This is a genomic window from Stutzerimonas stutzeri (assembly GCF_002909485.1).
In the GTDB taxonomy this organism is placed as follows: domain Bacteria; phylum Pseudomonadota; class Gammaproteobacteria; order Pseudomonadales; family Pseudomonadaceae; genus Stutzerimonas; species Stutzerimonas stutzeri_AH.
In genome coordinates, this window is sequence record NZ_PPXG01000005.1 from 13,949 (window position 1) to 32,097 (window position 18,149).

14 protein-coding genes are annotated in these 18,149 nt (G+C 63.0%); 11 read left to right on the forward strand and 3 right to left on the reverse strand.

Annotated features, from left to right (window positions below; genetic code table 11):
* Window positions 1-218: 218 nt before the first annotated feature.
* The 5 genes from CXK91_RS12745 (at window position 219) to CXK91_RS12765 (ending at window position 5,806) form a co-directional block, all read left to right on the forward strand.
* Window positions 219-1,106 (forward strand): NAD(P)-dependent oxidoreductase, encoded by an 888-nt coding sequence (locus tag CXK91_RS12745; RefSeq protein ID WP_103456516.1) that lies wholly within the window; start codon window positions 219-221, stop codon window positions 1,104-1,106.
* A complete protein-coding gene (locus tag CXK91_RS12750) occupies window positions 1,103-1,885 on the forward strand; it encodes a hydroxypyruvate isomerase family protein (protein ID WP_103456517.1) in 783 nt (260 codons plus the stop codon). Before CXK91_RS12745 ends, CXK91_RS12750 begins: the two co-directional genes overlap by 4 nt.
* Window positions 1,886-2,007: 122 nt before the next feature.
* The gene (locus CXK91_RS12755) at window positions 2,008-3,354 is read left to right on the forward strand and encodes a spinster family MFS transporter (RefSeq protein WP_003281361.1); all 1,347 of its coding nucleotides are present in this window, start codon (window positions 2,008-2,010) and stop codon (window positions 3,352-3,354) included.
* 160 nt (window positions 3,355-3,514) lie between these two features.
* The gene (locus tag CXK91_RS12760) at window positions 3,515-4,780 is read left to right on the forward strand and encodes an Hsp70 family protein (RefSeq protein WP_058065298.1); all 1,266 of its coding nucleotides are present in this window, start codon (window positions 3,515-3,517) and stop codon (window positions 4,778-4,780) included.
* A gap of 117 nt (window positions 4,781-4,897) precedes the next feature.
* Window positions 4,898-5,806: a CHAD domain-containing protein gene (locus CXK91_RS12765; RefSeq protein WP_103456518.1), complete on the forward strand. Its 909-nt coding sequence runs from the start codon at window positions 4,898-4,900 to the stop codon at window positions 5,804-5,806.
* An 84-nt stretch (window positions 5,807-5,890) separates the two neighbouring features.
* Here the strand turns inward: CXK91_RS12765 and rapA are convergent, their stop codons facing one another.
* Window positions 5,891-8,740 carry an RNA polymerase-associated protein RapA gene (gene rapA / locus CXK91_RS12770; protein ID WP_103456519.1) on the reverse strand — a complete coding sequence of 950 codons (2,850 nt, stop codon included), beginning with the start codon at window positions 8,738-8,740 and terminating at the stop codon, window positions 5,891-5,893.
* A gap of 151 nt (window positions 8,741-8,891) precedes the next feature.
* Between rapA and CXK91_RS12775 the strand changes: the two genes are divergently transcribed.
* The 4 genes from CXK91_RS12775 to ccoM all read left to right on the forward strand — a co-directional run bounded on the left by CXK91_RS12775 (window position 8,892) and on the right by ccoM (window position 10,339).
* Window positions 8,892-9,188, forward strand: a complete 297-nt coding sequence (locus tag CXK91_RS12775) for a hypothetical protein (RefSeq protein WP_003281368.1) — start codon at window positions 8,892-8,894, stop codon at window positions 9,186-9,188.
* A gap of 1 nt (window position 9,189) precedes the next feature.
* On the forward strand, window positions 9,190-9,804 hold the full coding sequence (locus tag CXK91_RS12780; RefSeq protein WP_103456520.1) for an alpha-ketoglutarate-dependent dioxygenase AlkB family protein: 615 nt from the start codon (window positions 9,190-9,192) through the stop codon (window positions 9,802-9,804).
* On the forward strand, window positions 9,804-9,965 hold the full coding sequence (locus tag CXK91_RS22730) for a hypothetical protein (protein WP_003281372.1): 162 nt from the start codon (window positions 9,804-9,806) through the stop codon (window positions 9,963-9,965). The genes CXK91_RS12780 and CXK91_RS22730 overlap by 1 nt, the downstream gene beginning before the upstream one ends.
* A 263-nt stretch (window positions 9,966-10,228) precedes the next feature.
* Complete coding sequence (ccoM, locus tag CXK91_RS23005; RefSeq protein ID WP_003281374.1) at window positions 10,229-10,339, forward strand: cytochrome c oxidase subunit CcoM; 111 nt, start codon at window positions 10,229-10,231, stop codon at window positions 10,337-10,339.
* A 67-nt stretch (window positions 10,340-10,406) separates the two neighbouring features.
* Here the strand turns inward: ccoM and pulA are convergent, their stop codons facing one another.
* Window positions 10,407-13,526, reverse strand: a complete 3,120-nt coding sequence (gene pulA / locus CXK91_RS12785; RefSeq protein WP_103456521.1) for a pullulanase-type alpha-1,6-glucosidase — start codon at window positions 13,524-13,526, stop codon at window positions 10,407-10,409.
* A gap of 236 nt (window positions 13,527-13,762) precedes the next feature.
* Window positions 13,763-14,233, reverse strand: coding sequence for a MaoC family dehydratase (locus CXK91_RS12790; protein WP_011914063.1), 471 nt, complete (start codon window positions 14,231-14,233; stop codon window positions 13,763-13,765).
* Between the two features lie 273 nt (window positions 14,234-14,506).
* Here CXK91_RS12790 and fadD2 point away from each other — a divergent pair, with 273 nt between their 5' ends.
* Both fadD2 and fadD1 read left to right on the forward strand, forming a co-directional pair.
* A complete protein-coding gene (gene fadD2, locus CXK91_RS12795; protein ID WP_014597355.1) occupies window positions 14,507-16,195 on the forward strand; it encodes a long-chain-fatty-acid--CoA ligase FadD2 in 1,689 nt (562 codons plus the stop codon).
* Between the two features lie 223 nt (window positions 16,196-16,418).
* A complete protein-coding gene (gene fadD1, locus CXK91_RS12800) occupies window positions 16,419-18,110 on the forward strand; it encodes a long-chain-fatty-acid--CoA ligase FadD1 (RefSeq protein WP_103456522.1) in 1,692 nt (563 codons plus the stop codon).
* Window positions 18,111-18,149 lie beyond the last annotated feature (39 nt).

An 18,149-nucleotide genomic window follows, 5' to 3' on the forward strand; every position in this document is an offset into this window, starting at 1 on the left:
AGCGGTGGGTTTGCGCGAGGTGAAACCTCGGGGCCTCATTCAGAGGCGCTTTAGGGCGGATCGTTCCGGTTGATCGGGCAATTTGCTGGGTTGATCACTGATTACATTCTGACACCAGGCTGCGCACGGGCGACAGCGCCGGAGTCTTCCGCGCTATGCATGGCTGTATGTCGCAGCCCGGCGCTAGAATCGCAGCTTCGTTCACCGAGGAGCCGCCCATGACCGATCTGCCAACTCTAGCCTTCGCCGGTATCGGCCTGATGGGGCTGCCGATGTGCCGCCGCCTGCTGGCGGCAGGGTATCGCGTGGTGGTGTGGAATCGCTCGCCCGAGAAGTGTCAGCCTCTTGTCGAGCTGGGTGCCCAGGCGGCGGCGTCGCCCGCTGAGCTCTGTGCGCAGGCGGATATCGTGCTGTTGTGTCTGGCCGATACCGCCGCAGTGCGCGAGGTGTTGTTCGGCAAAGGCGGCATCGCCGAAGGTGGCAAGGCCGGCAAGCTGCTGGTCGATCACTCCAGTCTCGAGCCGACCGCGACACGCGACATGGCCGCCGAGCTGGAATTTCGCAGCGGCATGCGCTGGGTGGATGCTCCGGTGTCCGGTGGTACCGCCGGAGCGGAGGCCGGCAGCCTGGTGATCATGGCCGGTGGTCGCACCGAGGATGTGGAGCGGGTGCGGCCCGTACTGATGAATCTGGGCCAGCGTCTTACGCACATGGGGGATGTCGGCGCTGGTCAGGTGACCAAGGTGTGCAACCAGATGATCGTCGCCTGCAATGCGCTGGTAATCGCCGAAGTGGTCGCGCTCGCCGAGCGGGCAGGGGTCGATGCCAGCCTACTGGCGCCTGCGTTGGCTGGTGGATTCGCCGACTCCAAGCCGCTGCAGATTCTCGGCCCGCAGATGGCAGCGAGCGAATTCGAGCCGGTCAAATGGCATGTGCGGACCCTGCTCAAGGATCTGGATACTGCGGTGAAACTCTCCCGCGAGCAGGGCTCGGCAACGCCACTGAGCGGGCTTGCTGCGCAGCTGATGCGCCTGCATGGCAGCCAGGGCAATCTGGAGCGCGATCCAGCAACGTTGGTGCAGATGTATCGGGAGGGCAGCTTGTGAAGTTAGCCGCCAACCTTTCGCTCCTATTCAACGAACTGCCACTTGCCGAGCGCATCCTTGCTGCCCGAACGGCTGGTTTCGACGGGGTGGAGATCCAGTTTCCGTACGAACTGCCGGCCATCCGCCTGAAGGAACTGCTGGAGCGTGCGGGTTTGCCACTCGTGTTGATCAACCTGCCGGCCGGAGACCTGACGCAGGGTGGACTTGGCCTGGCCGGCGTGCCCGAGCGCCAGGAAGCGTTCGACATCGCGTTGCATGAGACCCTGACCTACGCGTTGATGGCGCGCCCGCTCAGCGTGAACGTATTGCCGGGACGGCTGGCTGAGGGCGTTGAGCGTGAGCGGGCGCTGGAGACCCTCGAACGCAACCTTTGGAAGGCTGCCGAGGCCTTCGAGATGCTCGGCATTCGCGTGCTCTGCGAAGCGATCAATCCGCTGGATATGCCGGGCTTTCTGATCAATACAGCGGAAGATCTCAAGGCGCTGCTGGAGCGGGTGGATCATCCCAACTGTATGGCGCAGCTGGATTTCTATCATATGGCCCGTCAGCAGCTGGATGTGCCGAGCTGCATCGCCCAACTGGCCGGTCGTATTGGTCACGTGCAGTTTGCCGACTGCCCGGGCCGGGGCGCGCCCGGCAGCGGTGAGCTGGACTTCAGCGCAGCGTTGCAAGCCTTGCAGGCGGTCGGCTACCAAGAGTGGCTGAGCGCCGAATACAAGCCGGGTGATCAGGGCACTGCAGCCAGCCTTGGTTGGCTGGCCGAATGGCGCGAGCGTTGAGCCATCGCGCGGCATAAGCGAGGTTGATGTTCGGAGACAGGAGCTGGCGCAGACTCTAGAGTCAGTCTCGAGTCCCGGCTGGTCTGCGGCCGGCAATATAAGAACAATTCGAGACCGACGTCATGCAGCCTTCCACCCAAGCATCCAACGCCTGGCGCGTGCTGTTTCTGCTGTTCCTGGCGAACCTGTTCAACTTCTTCGATCGCACCATTCCGGCGATCATCGCCGAGCCGATCCGGTTGGAGTGGAATCTCAATGACTTCCAGCTCGGCTTGATCGGCACCGCATTCACCATCGTCTATGCCATTGCCGGCTTGCCGTTGGGGCGCATGGCTGACCTCGGCTCGCGGCGCAAGATCATGGGCTGGGGGCTCACCGCCTGGAGTGGCCTCACGGCTGTGAATGGGCTGGCCTGGAACTTCTGGAGCTTCCTGCTGGTGCGCATGGGCATCGGCATCGGTGAGGCAAGCTATGCGCCGGCAGCCAACTCGCTGATCGGTGATCTGTTCCCGGCACACAAACGCTCTCGGGCGATGGGTATTTTCATGCTGGGGCTGCCGCTGGGGTTGCTACTGGCGTTCTTCACCATTGGCTCGATGGTCGAGGCGTTCGGCAGCTGGCGTGCACCCTTCTTCATCGCCGCGGTACCCGGGCTGGTGCTGGCGCTGTTCATCTTCATGATCAAGGAGCCATCGCGCGGCGCCGCCGAGACCGTCAAGGTTTCGCAGGAGCCGGTGAAGCAGCCGATGCGCAAGGTGTTGTCGATTCGCACCTTTTGGTGGCTGGTGATGGCCGGGCTGGCGTTCAACTTCGCAACTTATGCCTGCAACGCGTTCATGGTGCCGCTGCTGATGCGTTACCACGGCATGCCCCTGGTAGAAGCCTCGGTCGCCACTGGCGTCATCGTCGGCCTGACTGGCCTGGTCGGGCTGACGCTGGGCGGTTGGGTCGCCGACCGAATTCATCAGCGCTTCGCTCGCGGTCGCTTGATTTTCGCCGCTGTGAGTATGCTGATCGCCACCATCGCGACCGGCTACGCGCTACTGGCCGGGCGTATCGAGGCCGGCGTGTTCGTCGCGGTATTCAGCATCGGCTGGTTGTTCTCGTACAACTTCTACACCTGCGTCTATACCGCGATCCAGGATGTGGTCGAGCCGCGCCTGCGGGCCACCGCTATGGCGCTGTTCTTCGCCGGCCTTTACCTGCTCGGCGGCGGCATGGGGACGGTCGTGGTAGGCCTGCTCTCGGATCACTTTGCCGAAGCCGCGATGCTTGCCGCCGGTGCTAGCGAAATGGCCGAGGCATTCCGAGCCGAAGGATTGCACGGGGCGATGTACCTGATCCCGGGCTCGCTGCTGTTGACCATGGTGTTCCTGTTCATGGCATCGCGGACCTTCTGCGCCGATGCCAAGCGCATGACTGCGGGGATGGCTGCAGATGCGCCCGGAGCGGAAGCAGTACCTGCCTGACACGGCGTTGCGTTATGGGGTTTGTGCCCGGACCAGCAATGGCCGGGCATTTTTTTACGTCTGCAAAATCCATCGGCCTAGTGGTCGACGATAGACCTGCATCCACGGGCAGCCTCCTTTACACTGCGCGGCCGTTTTTTCCGTAGCCGTGGAATCCGCCATGCTCAACGCCTTACCTGCCCGCGCCTGCGGCATCGACTTCGGCACTTCCAACTCCACGGTTGGCTGGTGGCGGCCTGACGTCGATCCGCTGATTGCTCTCGAAGGCGAGCAACCGACCTTGCCTTCGGTGGTGTTCTTCAATCTCGAAGAGCGCCGTCCTGTCTACGGCCGGCTGGCGCTGAACGAATATCTGGAGGGTTACGAAGGCCGCCTGATGCGGTCGCTCAAGAGCTTGCTCGGCTCCAAGTTGCTGAAAAGCGAAACCACGGTGCTCGGCAGTTCCATGCCATTCAAGGAAATCCTCGGCCTGTTCCTCGGCACCCTCAAGCAGCGCGCCGAAACGGCTGCGGGCCGGCCATTCGAGGAGGTCGTGCTGGGGCGCCCTGTGTTTTTTGTCGATGACGACCCGCAGGCCGATCGAGAAGCGGCGGACACCCTGGCCGCAGCGGCGCGCAAGATCGGTTTCCGCGATGTGTCTTTCCAATACGAACCGATCGCCGCGGCCTTCGATTACGAGTCGCGTATCGAGCGCGAAGAGCGCGTGTTGATCGTCGATATCGGTGGCGGTACGTCGGACTTCTCGCTGGTGCGGCTCTCGCCGGAGCGGCGGGCTGTCGCTGATCGTCAGGCGGACATTCTGGCCACGGGTGGCGTGCATATCGGCGGCACCGATTTCGACAAGCAGCTCAGCCTGCACGGCGTGATGCCGCTGTTCGGCTATGGCAGTCGGATGAAAAGCGATGCGCCGATGCCCACCAGCACCCACCTGAACCTGGCCACGTGGCACACCATCAATGCGGTTTACGCACCCGCGTCGCAACGCGCGTTGCAGAGCATGCGCTACGACATCGTCGACCCCACTGGTATCGATCGTCTGTTCCGCCTGATCGACCAGCGCGCCGGACACTGGCTGGCGATGCAAGTCGAGCAGAGCAAGATCGAGCTGACGGAGCAGCAATATTTCGCCATCGATTTCGAACGTATCGAACCGGCGCTACGGGTCGAGCTGACCCGTCAGGGATTCGAAAGCGCCATCGCGCCATTGCTCGACCGCATCGGCGGCAGTATTGGCCAGCTGCTGGCGGATGCCGGGGTGCGTCATGATGAGGTCGATACGGTGTTCTTCACTGGCGGCTCGAGTGCCATTCCGGCGCTGCGCGAGAGCGTCGCCGGTCTGCTGCCGCGGGCACGCCACGTGGAGGGCAATCGCTTCGGCAGCATCGGTAGCGGGTTGGCCATCGAGGCGCGCAAGCGCTACGGTTGAGGCGGGAGATCTCGACGGCGCTGACACAAATCTTCACATTGCCGGGTCAACGCCCGGCTCGGTGCGCGGGTCTCAACACAGGTGCTCCTGCGGAGCGTCTCATTGAGGAAAACGCTAATGGCCTATCGAATACGCCCTGCGCGCAACGCTGCCAAAGAGGTACGCAAAGCCGCGCTGGGACGCATCAACAAGGCGATCCAGGCGCTTTGCGTTGCGCCAGCCGAGCGCGCCGAGGGCGTTCACCAGGCGCGCAAGCGTTTCAAGGAGCTGCGCGCGCTGCTGCGGCTCGTGCGTGAACCCTTGGGCACGCGCTTCAAGGTCGACAATCGCCGCCTGCGGGACGCCGGGCGACGCCTGGCAGAGTCGCGCGATGCCGCAGCCATGCTGGAAAGCTGGGACGCCCTGGCGCGCACCGATCAGCCGTTGTTTGTCAGCGATCCATTTCGCCAGATCCGTCTGCAGTTGCAGCAGCGCGCCGCACCGGATGGCGAGGCGCACACCGGCTTCGATATCGAGGTGACGCAGGTGCTTGGCGAACTGCGCTCGCTGACTCAGGACGTGAAACATTGGAAATTGCCCGGCAAGGGCTTCGGGTTGCTCGCCGACGGGTTTCGGCGGACCTACACCGATGGTGTGCGGGATCTCGCTCGGGCTCAGAAGGAAGACTCGGACGAGCTGCTCCACGAGTGGCGCAAGCGTGTGAAGGATCATTGGTACCACTGTCAGCTGCTGTCTCCGTGCTGGCCGGATGCGCTGGAAAGCCGAGCCGAGCAACTCAAACAGGTAGCTGACGCCCTGGGTGATGACCATGACCTGGCGATGATGACGCAATTGATGCAGCGCGAGCCCGACCTGTTTGGCGCGCCGGAAACACGGGACCTGTTGCAACGCTGTATCGAGCAACGTCGCGCTCAGTTGCAGCAGCGCGCATTGCACCTTGGCAGCCGGCTGTATGCCGAGCCGCCTAAAGCGCTGGCGGCCCGTGTGGGTGCGTACTGGCGAATCGCCCGCAAAGAGCAGGCTTAGGTCGCCCGACGCCTCGACTTGCTCACAGTCCCTGAAGGTGGGTTTCAACCCGCCTTCAGGACACCAGGGCGCGGTGGTACCGACTCAACCGGCGACCAACACCCGGATTGCCTCCAACCGCAGTGCAGCCTTGTCCAGCGCTGCCAGGCCGTCTTCACGCTGCTGGCGCAAGGCTTCGATCTCGCTGTCGCGCACGCTCGGGTTGACCGCTTGCAAGGCCACCAGCCGGGCGAGCTCTTCATCCAGACCTGCTCTGAGCTTGCGCTGCGCCTCGGCGACGCGCTCGGTGTGGCGCGGCGCGATCTTGGCTTCGGCGGCAGCAATCTGCGTCGCCAGTACGTCGCGCTGAGCTTGGACGAACTTGTTGGCACTGGCCCGCGGTACGCTTTCCAGCTGATCGTTCAGGGTGTCGAACGCCACCTTCGATGCCAGATCGTTGCCATTGCCGTCGAGCAGGCAACGCAGCGCCAACGGCGGCAGGAAGCGACTCAGCTGCAGTGCGCGAGGCGCAACCACTTCACTGACAAACAGTAACTCCAGCAGGACGGTGCCCGGCTTGAGGGCCTTGTTCTTGATCAGCGCCACGGCGGTGTTGCCCATGGAGCCGGACAACACGAGGTCCATACCCCCTTGCACCATGGGATGTTCCCAGGTGAGGAATTGCATGTCTTCACGAACCAGCGCCTGCTCGCGGTCGTAGGTGATGGTTACCGCTTCGTCATCGCCCAGCGGGAAGCTGGCATCCAGCATCTTTTCGCTCGGGCGCAGCACCAGAGCGTTTTCCGAGTGATCCTCGCTGTCGATGCCAAATGCGTCGAACAGCTGCTCCATGTAGATAGGGAGGGCGAACTGGTCATCCTGTTCCTCGATGGCTTCGACCAGGGCTTTACCTTGCTCGCCGCCACCGGAATTGAGTTCCAGCAGGCGGTCACGGCCGCTGTGCAACTCGGCTTCCAGGCGCTCACGCTCAGCGCGGGCTTCGTCGATCAGCAGTTGATAGGCCTCGTCGTCGCCTTCTTCCAGCTGCGACAGTAAACGTGGACCGAACCGATGCTGCAGTGCGTTACCGGTCGGGCAGGTATTGACGAAGGCATTCAGCGCCTGGTGATACCACTGGAACAGGCGTTCCTGAGGGCTGGTTTCCAGATAGGGCACGTGCAGCTGGATGATGTGCTGCTGACCGATACGGTCGAGGCGGCCGATGCGCTGCTCCAGCAGATCCGGGTGTGCCGGCAGGTCGAACAGCACCAGATGGTGGCTGAACTGGAAGTTGCGGCCTTCACTGCCGATCTCCGAACAGATCAGCACCTGTGCGCCAAACTCCTCGTCGGCAAAATAGGCTGCCGCGCGGTCGCGCTCGAGGATGCTCATGCCTTCATGAAACACTGTGGCTGGAATGCCCGAGCGCACGCGCAGCGCATCTTCCAGGTCCAGAGCGGTCTCGGCATGGGCGCAGATGACCAGCACCTTGAACTTCTTCAGCATCTTCAGCGTGTCGATCAGCCACTCGACACGTGGGTCGAACTGCCACCAGCGATTGCTCGCTTCGCCGTCGTCCTGCTGGCTCTGGAAGGCCACTTCCGGATACAGCTCGGCATGCTCGCCCAGCGGCAGTTCGAGGTATTCGGCCGGGCAGGGCAGTGGATAGGGATGCAGCTGGCGCTCGGGAAAGCCCTGTACGGCGGCGCGGGTGTTGCGGAACAGCAGGCGGCCGGTGCCGTGCCGGTCGAGCAGCTCGCGGATCAGGCGGCTGCTGGCCTCGATGTCGCCATCGGTAGCAGCCGCGAGCAGAGCTTCGCCTTCGGCGCCGAGGAAGTCGTGAATGGTCTGGTGGGCCTGCTGCGAGAGACGCCCTTCGTCAAGCAGCTCCTGCACCGCCTGGGCCACCGGCTGGTAGCTGGTGCTTTCTGCCCGGAAAGCCTCCAGATCATGAAAACGGTTCGGATCCAGCAGACGCAGGCGTGCGAAGTGGCTTTCCTGGCCCAGCTGCTCTGGGGTCGCGGTCAGCAACAGTACGCCGGGGATAACTTCGGCCAGTTGCTCGACCAGCTTGTATTCGGGGCTGGCGTTTTCCGGATGCCAGACAAGGTGATGCGCCTCGTCCACCACCAACAGATCCCAGCCGGCAGCGAAGGCTGCGTCTTGAGCGCGCTCGTCTTCCTTGAGCCACTCCAGCGATACCAGTGCCAGCTGTGTGTCTTCGAACGGGTTGCTGGCATCGCTCTCGATGAAACGCTCGGAGTCGAACAGGGCGACTTCCAGGTTAAAGCGGCGGCGCATTTCTACCAGCCATTGGTGCTGGAGGTTTTCCGGTACCAGGATCAGTACCCGGTTGGCGCGGCCCGAGAGCAGCTGACGATGGATGACCAGGCCGGCTTCAATGGTCTTGCCGAGGCCCACTTCGTCGGCAAGCAGTACACGCGGAGCGATGCGGTCGGCGACTTCCTTGGCAATGTGTAGCTGGTGCGCGATGGGCTGCGCACGCACGCCACCCAGCCCCCACAGCGAAGACTGCAGCTGAGCGCTCTGGTGGTGCAGGGTGTGATAGCGCAGGCTGAACCAGCCCAGCGGGTCGATCTGCCCGGCGAACAGGCGGTCGCTGGCCAGGCGGAACTGAATGAAGTTCGATAGCTCGGTTTCCGGCAGCGTGCGGGCTTCGTTCTGCGCGGTTAAACCGTGGTAGACCAGCAGGCCGTCGACGTCGTCGGCTTCGCGCACCGTCATCTTCCAGCCTTCGAAGTGGGTGATCTCGTCACCCGGCACGAAGCGCACTCGCGTTAGCGGCGCACTGCGTGTGGCGTACTGGCGGGTTTCGCCGGTAGCAGGGTAGAGCACGGTGAGCATCCGTCCATCCTGGGTCAGAATGGTTCCGAGGCCGAGTTCTGCCTCGCTGTCGCTGATCCAGCGTTGCCCCGGTAGATACTGCTGCGCCATGCTGCCTCCCGCTGTGAAAAAGCCGGCTATCTTAACGGAACGTTGCCATCAGAGCGACGACCGATGGCGACTGTTCGACGCATGAAGTGTAGCGGTCCTGTTAAAGTTGGCCGGTACCGCGCCGATTCATCGGTAAAGAGGGGTAACGAGCATGCTGCCACCCATTCCATCAGGCGTATTTCCGGTCAACGCCCAGCAGGACGCCGTCAAACCGCGCCCGGAAATCGCCCCGGTAACGCCCGTGCAGCCGAGCTCCGATGAAAGCGCGGTAGCCCTGGATCGGCGGCACCCTCAGGAGAGTGAGCAAATGCTGCGTGACGAGCAGCGCCGCCGGCAGCGTCGTGGGTATACCCCAGAAGAGCTGGCTACAGGCGAGACCGAGGAGCAGGACCAGGCCGAGCTCGACGAGCTGCCACGCCAGGGCCTCTGGGTGGATGTCGAGGTCTGACATGCACCACGCTGACGCAGGCCGTGAGTCGTTGATCGAACTGCCTGATGCTGTGCTGGGCTACCGCGCACATTGGATCGATAGCGAAACCGCTGACGCCTTGTTGCGAGAGCTGATCGACGCCACGCCCTGGACGCAGCCCGAAATTCGAATCTACGGTCGCTTGCTCGCGGTGCCGCGGCTGGTTGCCTGGTACGGTGATCCTGGCGTCGGGTATCGCTATTCCGGCCTGCGGCATGAGCCGCTGGCGTGGACACCGTCGCTGCAGCGAATTCGCGAGCGATTGCAGGTGGAGACCGGCCAGCGTTTCAATGGAGTGCTGCTCAACCTGTATCGCGATGGACGCGACGCCATGGGTTGGCACAGCGATGATGAAGCCGAGCTGGGTGATTGTCCGACGGTCGCTTCGCTGAGTCTGGGCGCAGAGCGGCGCTTTGACCTGCGGCGCAAGGGCGGTGGACGAATCCAGCATTCGCTCGTCCTTGGCCACGGCTCGCTGCTGGTCATGAGTGGTGCAACGCAGCATCATTGGCAACATCAGATCGCGCGTACCAGCAAGGTGCTGCAGCCGCGCCTCAACTTGACCTTCCGCCTGATCCAGCCGAGACCGACTTGATGAGCACCGACGAGAAACTGATCGATTTCAGCGCCGAGCGCGCCCGGCGCATTCATGACCTCAACGACAAGCGGCTCGAGGACATGCGCAAGACCTTCGAGCAGGTCCTGCCGCTTGGCAAAACGAAGAAGAAAGGCAAACGATCGACCAAGAAGCGCTAATCCTCCGATAACGCCCCCGCTGCAGCTGCCTTTTTCATATCTATTCGCTATTAAACGGCGGCATTCGGTGCCGTGCGTTCAAAAGTGTCCTTCTGGTCTGCCTGAAATCGCCCTGCATACCCCTATTTTCTTGACCTGGATCAGTCGTTGCGTGCGCCTGTCGCCAGCATTTTGCGCCCATTGATCAGGGTCAATTTTTTTCGAAGGTTGCCGGTTTAACTTGAACCCATCGAACAGCGAATCAAGTGTCGGAGGTAGGTCTCATGTTTGTCGATAATGTGGTGCTCGCAGGGGTGGTCACGGTCGGCCTGATGGTCGCCTTCCTCGCAGGTTTCGGATATTTCATCTGGCGGGATGCTCACAAGAAGAGCTGATCCGACAGATTCAAAGAGCACGCAAGGCATTTAGGCGACCTATGGTCGCCTTTTTTTTGCGCGCGATTTACCGACGTGCCTGAGGCTGTACGAACACGACCGTCGTGAATGCCGGTACCTCGAACTCCCCACTGATGACCGTGGCCTGGCGACTGATCGGATCGACTGAGCCTTTCAGCACTGGATGCAGCTGGTAGCCATCCCCGCCTGGCAGGCGAACCCGCTGGTCCGACGCATTGATCACTACCATCAACGAGCTATAGCGCCGGTCCAGATCGCGGCCGTCGCGCGGGCCGTCGGCCAGGCTGAAGGCGATCACGCCGGGCTGCTGTTCGGGGCCAGTGTTGTGAAACTGCAAGCGACGCTGCACTTCACGGGCGCTGTCGAGCTGGAACAGTGCACTGTCACTACGAATTTTCAGCAGCTCCAGAAAGCGCCGCTTCGCCGCGACGATTTCAGCGGCCCCCGGTTTGGCCTGTGGGTCGACGATGATCTTGCGAATCAGCGGCCAGTTGTCGCCGTCCTTGTCTGCGCGTGGCAGGCCCTTGTTCCAGTTGTTGTCCTGATAGCTGAAATCCACCGCGTTGAACCAGTCTCCCGAGTCGTAGCTGTCGCGCTGCATGGACTTTGATCGCAGCATGTCAGAGCCGAGATGAATGAACGGCACACCCTGGCTGAACAGCGGCACCGACAGCGCCAGCATGTGCATGCGAACCCGGTCGGCAACCGACAGGCTGCTGGCGAGCTTGTACTGGTTGTTGTCCCACAGCGTCTGGTTGTCGTGCTTGGAGACATAATTGACGGTTTCCTGTGGGTCCAGCGTATAGCCGGCGGGCTGGCCGTTGTAGTCGATCTCGCTGCCCTTGCGCGTGCTGCCGTCGGCGGTGACGAACTGGAAATCGCGTAGCCCGCCGGCGATGCCGACGCGGATCAGGTCGGCGGCGTGGAGCAGTTGCGCTTTTTCCTGAGCCCCGGCGCCGCTTAGTTCATTGGGCCGCAGATAGAGCCCGTTGGCGAAGCCCTGGTTGCGGCGAATGCTCTCGCCGCTGTCGAAGGGGCTGCCGCCGCGTACTGCATCACGTTGCCGATCATTGAAGGTACCGATACCGGTGCCGGCCATGTTCAGTTGATTGGCGTTGATACCGCGGGCGTTGCCGGCAACCTCGCCGAATTCCCAGCCTTCTCCGTAGAAATAAGTGTCGCGATCGATGCGGCGAACGGCGCGATACGCATCGACGATCTGCTCGCGCATGTGGTGGCCCATCAGATCGAAGCGAAAGCCGGCGATCTTGTAATCGCGGGCCCAGACCTTCAGCGAGTCGATCATCAGCTTGGCCATCATGCGATGTTCGCTGGCAGTGTTCTCGCAGCAGGTCGAGGTTTCCACCGCGCCGGTAGTCGGGTTGCGGCGGTGGTAGTAGCCAGGTACGACCTTGTCCAGAACGGATTTTTCGGCCAGGCCGGAAGCGTTGGTGTGGTTGTAGACCACGTCCATCACGGTAACGAGGCCATTGTCGGCGAGCGCCTGCACCATCTGGCGGAACTCGATGATGCGTTGCACGCCTTCGGCGTCGCTGGCGTAGCTGCCCTCGGGCGCGGTGAAGTGGAAGGGGTCGTAGCCCCAGTTGAAATCATCCAGGCCGCGCAGGTCGTCGTACAGCGATTGCGCCTGGCCGCTGGCGGGGTCGAAGCCCTCTAGCACCTGACGAACGCTCGCTGCGCCACAGTACTGCGCCCAGCGCTCCCGGGCCCCGTCCGACAGGTCGCAGAGCTTGGCGAAGGGGTCGTCCAGATTGATCCGCTGTGCGGGGTCTTCATCGATGGTGGCAATGTCGAACACCGGCAGCAACTGCACGTGGGTGAGCCCGGCCTTCTGCAGGTCACGCAGGTGCCGCATGCCGTCGCTGTTCTGGTGGGTAAACGCTGCGTAGGTACCGCGTAGCGAGGCCGGCAGACTGGTGTCGCTGGCGCTGAAGTCGCGCAGATGTGTTTCGTAGATCACGCTCGCTTCGGGGCGCTCCGGGTGTGGCGGACGCACCGCATCCCAGCCGGCGGGCTTGAGATCGTCGGCGTTCAGGTCGACGACCTGGGCGTACTGGCTGTTGCGCGACAGGCTCAGGGCATAGGGATCGCTGACCAACGTCGTCTCGATTCTGCCGGTGCTTGGCCGATAGGCGGTGACTTCGTACTGGTAGTACTGGCGATCCAGCGAGCGCGGGCCTTCCAGGCTCCAGACGCCGAGCCGCTCCCGCATGGGCTTCGGATAGCCGGGTAGCAGCCGTTTGGATGCATCGAACACGTGCAGACGAACCTGCTGCGCGGTCGGTGCCCAGAGCTTGAAAGACACACCTCTGGCATCGAGCGTCGCGCCCAGCTCGCCGTTGTAGGCGAACAGCATGTCGAGGATGCCGGCGGTCTGCACTTCGGTGGCATCGATGATCCGGCCGTCCGCGTCATAGGCGATTACCACCAGTTGGCTCATCACGGCGCGGCGCAGGTCATGTGCGCCGGCTTTGATCCGGTACGCCGGGGCATCGGCCAGATGCGGGTGCTGGCGCCTGAGGCCAGTGCGCAGGCTCGACGGCTGCATCGCCAGGCTCTGCCCGCCACTAACGGTAAGCGCCTCACTGTCGATGCGAATGCTGGCATCGTGGGCATAGCGCAGCTCGACGCGGCTGGCGCCCGGAGCGCCGCCCACCAGCGCAAGCGTGAACGGATCGAGCCAATGCGCCCGCGCGCCCTTGATCGCCACCGCGCTGCCGCTCAGCGGCGTGCTGGAAAGCTGTGGGTTGCCGCTGACCGAGAAGACACGACGGCCCAGTTCGTCGAAGCGCCAGGTCAGGTCGCCACCGCCCAGATCCTTCTCGTCGCCCTTGTGCATGATCAGGTTCAGGCAGCTGGCGTCGGCGCTGAGTGGGATGCGGTAGAGCGCGCCGTTCTGCGGGTCGGTCTCCGCCGCCGCGAGCGGTTGCGTCCAGCTGGTTTCGGTCGCACTGCCATTACAGTCGGCGGTGTTCCACAGGTGCGGGCCCCAGCCGTTGTAGTCGCCGTCGGCGCGTTGGTAGTAGAGCAGGGCCTCGTCCGGGCCAGGGTCGAGCGGAACAGCCGAAGCGGATGGCACGGCCAGCGGCAAGCCGCCGAGGAGCAGCGCCGCCAGGCGCCAGTGAGCGATCGAGCGAATGAGCATGGGTGAGGGTCCCGTTGTTGTTCTTTTTGTACTGCTCGCTGGATGGTCGATGCGCGTGATCGGATCGGCATCCTTCCTGCGGGAAGTGCACGGGGCGTAGCCAACGGCCGTAATAGCCTTGTGCCTGTCCCCCGTCCGGGGCCGGTTCCCTGCCGACAGGCGTGGTAGAAATGAAGAGGGCGCCGCTCGGGCGCCCTCCATCTACCGTCGCCAACCGGTGGCGAACCTGGAAATGCTCAGCCGATGGAAATCGGCGGCAGCTCCTTCAGTTCGACGGTTTCCTGCTTGCGCGGGGCGAGCACTTCGGCTTCGCCGTCGACCACCAGTTCGTCGTTCTGGTTGAACACCCGGGTGGCGATGCGCACGCGGTTCTTTGGCAGCTTCTCGAGAATTTCCAGGCGCACGGTCAGCGTGTCGTTGATCTTCACCGGACGGGTGAACTTCATGGTCTGGCCCAGGTAGATGGTGCCTGGGCCAGGCATGGTGCAGGCGACCGCGGCGCTGATCAGCGCGCCGCTGAACATGCCATGGGCGATGCGCTCCTTGAACAGGGTACCGGCAGCGAACTCGGCATCCAGGTGCACCGGGTTGCGATCACCGGACATCGCGGCGAACAGCTGGATGTCCTTTTCCTCGACGTGTTTTTCGTAGCTCGCCTGCTGACCGACCTCCAGGTCGGCGTAAGGCGTGTTGCTGATCGTGCTCATGGATTGTCCTCAGGCTGGTCGGCGCACCGGATGCTGCGCCCGATGGATCGAAGCGGCTCGCGCGATCCGAACTGGCCGGTGCCGCGCGCTGGGGCTGCATTCTAGAGGCATGGGCTGCGCTTGTCCCGGCGCCGGACCGCGTGATGCCGTGATGAAAGATTCACGGCGGTGATTAATGCGGCTCGGGCTGTTGCGCCGCGACGCCGACCTGCTAAGTTCGCCAGAGCCCGCTGTGCGTGGGCCAGACACTCTCAGGTAAAGAGGCCAATAACAATGCAGCCTGAATTCTGGAATGACAAACGCCCTGCCGGCGTGCCCAACGACATCGATCTCGCTGCCTATCGCTCGGTCGTGGAGGTGTTCGAGCGCGCCTGCAAGGCGCACGCCGACCGCCCGGCGTTCAGCAACATGGGCGTGACCCTCAGCTATTCCGATCTGGAACGTTACTCCGCCGCGTTCGCCGCCTGGCTGCAGCACCACACCGATCTGCAGCCCGGTGATCGCATCGCCATCCAGATGCCCAACCTGCTGCAGTACCCGGTCGCGGTGTTCGGCGCGCTGCGTGCGGGGCTCATCGTGGTCAACACCAACCCGTTGTATACCGCGCGGGAGATGCGCCACCAGTTTCAGGATTCCGGCGCGCGGGCGCTGGTGTACCTCAATACGTTCGGCAACCACGTGCAGGAGGTGCTGGCCGACACCGCGATCGAGCACCTGATCGAGGTGCAGATCGGCGACATGCTGCCGACGTTGCGCGGGGCGCTGGTCAATGCGGCGGTCAAGCATCTGAAGAAGATGGTGCCCGACTACAGCCTGCCGCAGGCCGTGGCCTTCAAGAACCTGCTGCGCGACGGCGCGCGCCACAGCCTGAAGCCGACGCCGCTCAGCCTGGATGACATCGCTGTGCTGCAGTACACCGGCGGCACCACGGGTGTGGCCAAGGGCGCCATGCTGACCCACGGCAACCTGGTGGCCAACATGCAGCAGGTGCGGGCGAACATGCAGCAGCTCGACGCCCAGGGTCACCCGGTGATCCGCGAAGGCCAGGAGGTGATGATCGCCCCACTGCCGCTGTATCACATCTATGCCTTCACGGTTAATTGCATGTGCATGATGGTCACCGGCAACCACAACGTGCTGATCACCAACCCGCGAGATATCAATGGCTTCGTCAAGGAGCTGCAGCGCTGGCAGTTCTCCGCCTTCCTCGGCCTCAACACCTTGTTCGTCGCGCTGATGGCCCATCCGCAGTTCAAGAAGGTCGACTTCTCCCGCCTCAAGGGCACCAATTCGGGCGGCACCGCGCTGGTTTCGGCGGTGGCCGAGCGCTGGAAAAGCATGACCGGCTGCACCGTCGTCGAGGGCTACGGCCTGACCGAGACGTCGCCGGTGGTCTGCGCCAATCCTCACGGCGAGCATTCGCGGCTGGGTACTGTCGGCCTGCCGGTGCCCGGCACCACGCTGAAAGTCATCGACGACGAGGGCAATGCCCTGCCGCTGGGCGAGCGCGGCGAGTTGTGCGTGAAGGGACCGCAGGTGATGAAGGGCTACTGGCAGCGCCCCGAGGCGACGGCGGAAGTGCTAGACGAAGAGGGCTGGCTGCGAACCGGTGACATCGCCGTGATCGACCAGGACGGTTTCGTCAGCATCGTCGACCGCAAGAAGGACCTGATCATCGTCTCGGGCTTCAATGTCTATCCCAACGAGATCGAGGACGTGGTGATGGCTCATCCCAAGGTGGCAGCCTGCGCCGCCATCGGCGTGGCGGACGAGAAATCCGGCGAGGCGGTCAAGTTGTTCGTCGTGCCGAGCGACCCGACGCTGACCCAGGAAGAACTGCACGCCTACTGCCGGGAGAATTTCACCGGATACAAGATGCCGCGCCATTACGTGTTCCGCGATGCATTGCCCATGACACCGGTCGGCAAGATCCTGCGCCGGGAGCTGCGCGAAAGCGCCTGATGGCGCGAGCAGGGCGCCTGTCGCAGACAAGGAAGGAAGTGACCGGGATATTTGTTCCGGTCACTTTATGTCGAAAGCCTCCTTCGCGGACTCTATTCGCTCCCCGGCAAAGCTGCTAACCTCGGGAACGCTTTTTGCCCGATCAGCGGTACAAAAGTTAACAAATCACAACAAAACAGCTGCCATCGCGCAGTGATAAAGCGGTTGCTTAGGAGTGGGGTTCATGACCGATAACTTCTGGAAGGATAAGTATCCTGTTGGGGTCGCCAGCGAGATCAATCCCGACGAGTACCAGAACATCCAGGCTGTGCTCAAACAGTCGTGCGAGCGCTTCGCGGACAAGCCGGCGTTCAGCAATCTCGGCAAGACCCTGACCTACGGTGAGCTGTACAAGCTGTCCGGCGATTTCGCCGCCTACCTGCAGCAGAACACCGATCTTCAGCCCGGCGACCGTATTGCCGTGCAACTGCCCAACCTGATCCAGTACCCCATCGTGGTGTTCGGCGCCATGCGCGCCGGGCTCATCGTGGTCAACACCAACCCGCTGTACACCGCGCGGGAGATGGAACACCAGTTCAACGACGCCGGCGCCAAGGCGCTGGTCTGCCTGGCCAACATGGCGCACCTGGCCGAGGAAGTGCTGCCCAAGACCGGCATCAAGCACGTCGTCATCACCGAAGTCGCCGACATGCTGCCACCGCTCAAGCGCATGCTGATCAACGCGGTGGTTAAGCACGTGAAGAAGATGGTGCCGGCCTACAGCCTGCCGAAAGCGGTGAAGCTCAACGATGCCCTGGCGCTGGGCCGCGGCAAGGCGGTGCGCGAAGCGTCGCCCAAGAGCGAAGACGTGGCCGTGCTGCAGTACACCGGCGGCACCACCGGCGTGGCCAAGGGCGCCATGCTGACGCACCGCAACATCGTCGCCAACATGCTGCAGTGCAAGGCGCTGATGGGGTCGAACCTCAATGACGGCAGCGAGGTGCTGATCGCCCCTCTGCCGCTCTACCACATCTACGCCTTCACCTTTCACTGCATGGCGATGATGCTCAGCGGCAACCACAACATCCTGATCTCCAATCCGCGCGACCTGCCGGCGATGATCAAGGACCTGTCGAAGTATCGCTTCAGCGGCTTCGTCGGCCTCAACACGCTGTTCGTGGCGCTGTGCAACAGCGAAGACTTCCGCAAGCTGGATTTCTCCGCGCTCAAGGTCACCCTGTCGGGCGGCATGGCGCTGCAGCTGGCGACGGCCGAGCGCTGGAAGCAGGTGACGGGTTGCCCCATCTGCGAAGGCTACGGCCTGACCGAAACCAGCCCGGTGGCCTCGGTCAATCCGATCGAGCACATCCAGATCGGCACCATCGGCATTCCGGTTCCTTCGACGCAGTTCAAGGTCATCAATGACGATGGCCAGGATCTGGCGCAAGGCGAGATCGGCGAGCTGTGCATCAAGGGCCCGCAGGTGATGAAGGGTTACTGGCAGCGCCCCGAGGCCACTGCCGAAGTGATCGACGCCGAAGGTTGGTTCAAGTCGGGCGATATCGGTGTCGTTCAGGAAGACGGTTACATCCGCATCGTCGACCGCAAGAAGGACATGATTCTGGTCTCCGGTTTCAACGTCTATCCCAACGAGCTGGAAGACGTGCTTGCCGGTCTGCCAGGGGTGCTGCAGTGCGCCGCCATTGGCGTGCCGGACGAGAAGTCCGGTGAGGCGATCAAGCTGTTCGTGGTGGTCAAGCCGGGGGAGAGCCTGACCAAGGAACAGGTCATGCAGCACATGCACGATAACCTGACCGGCTACAAGCGCCCGCGCTACGTCGAATTCCGCGACAGTCTGCCGACCACCAACGTGGGCAAGATCCTGCGTCGGGAATTGCGTGACCAAGAATTGAAGAAGCTCGCCGAAGCGAGCTGATCGAGCCGCACTCCAAAAGCCCCGCCAGCTGCACGCTGC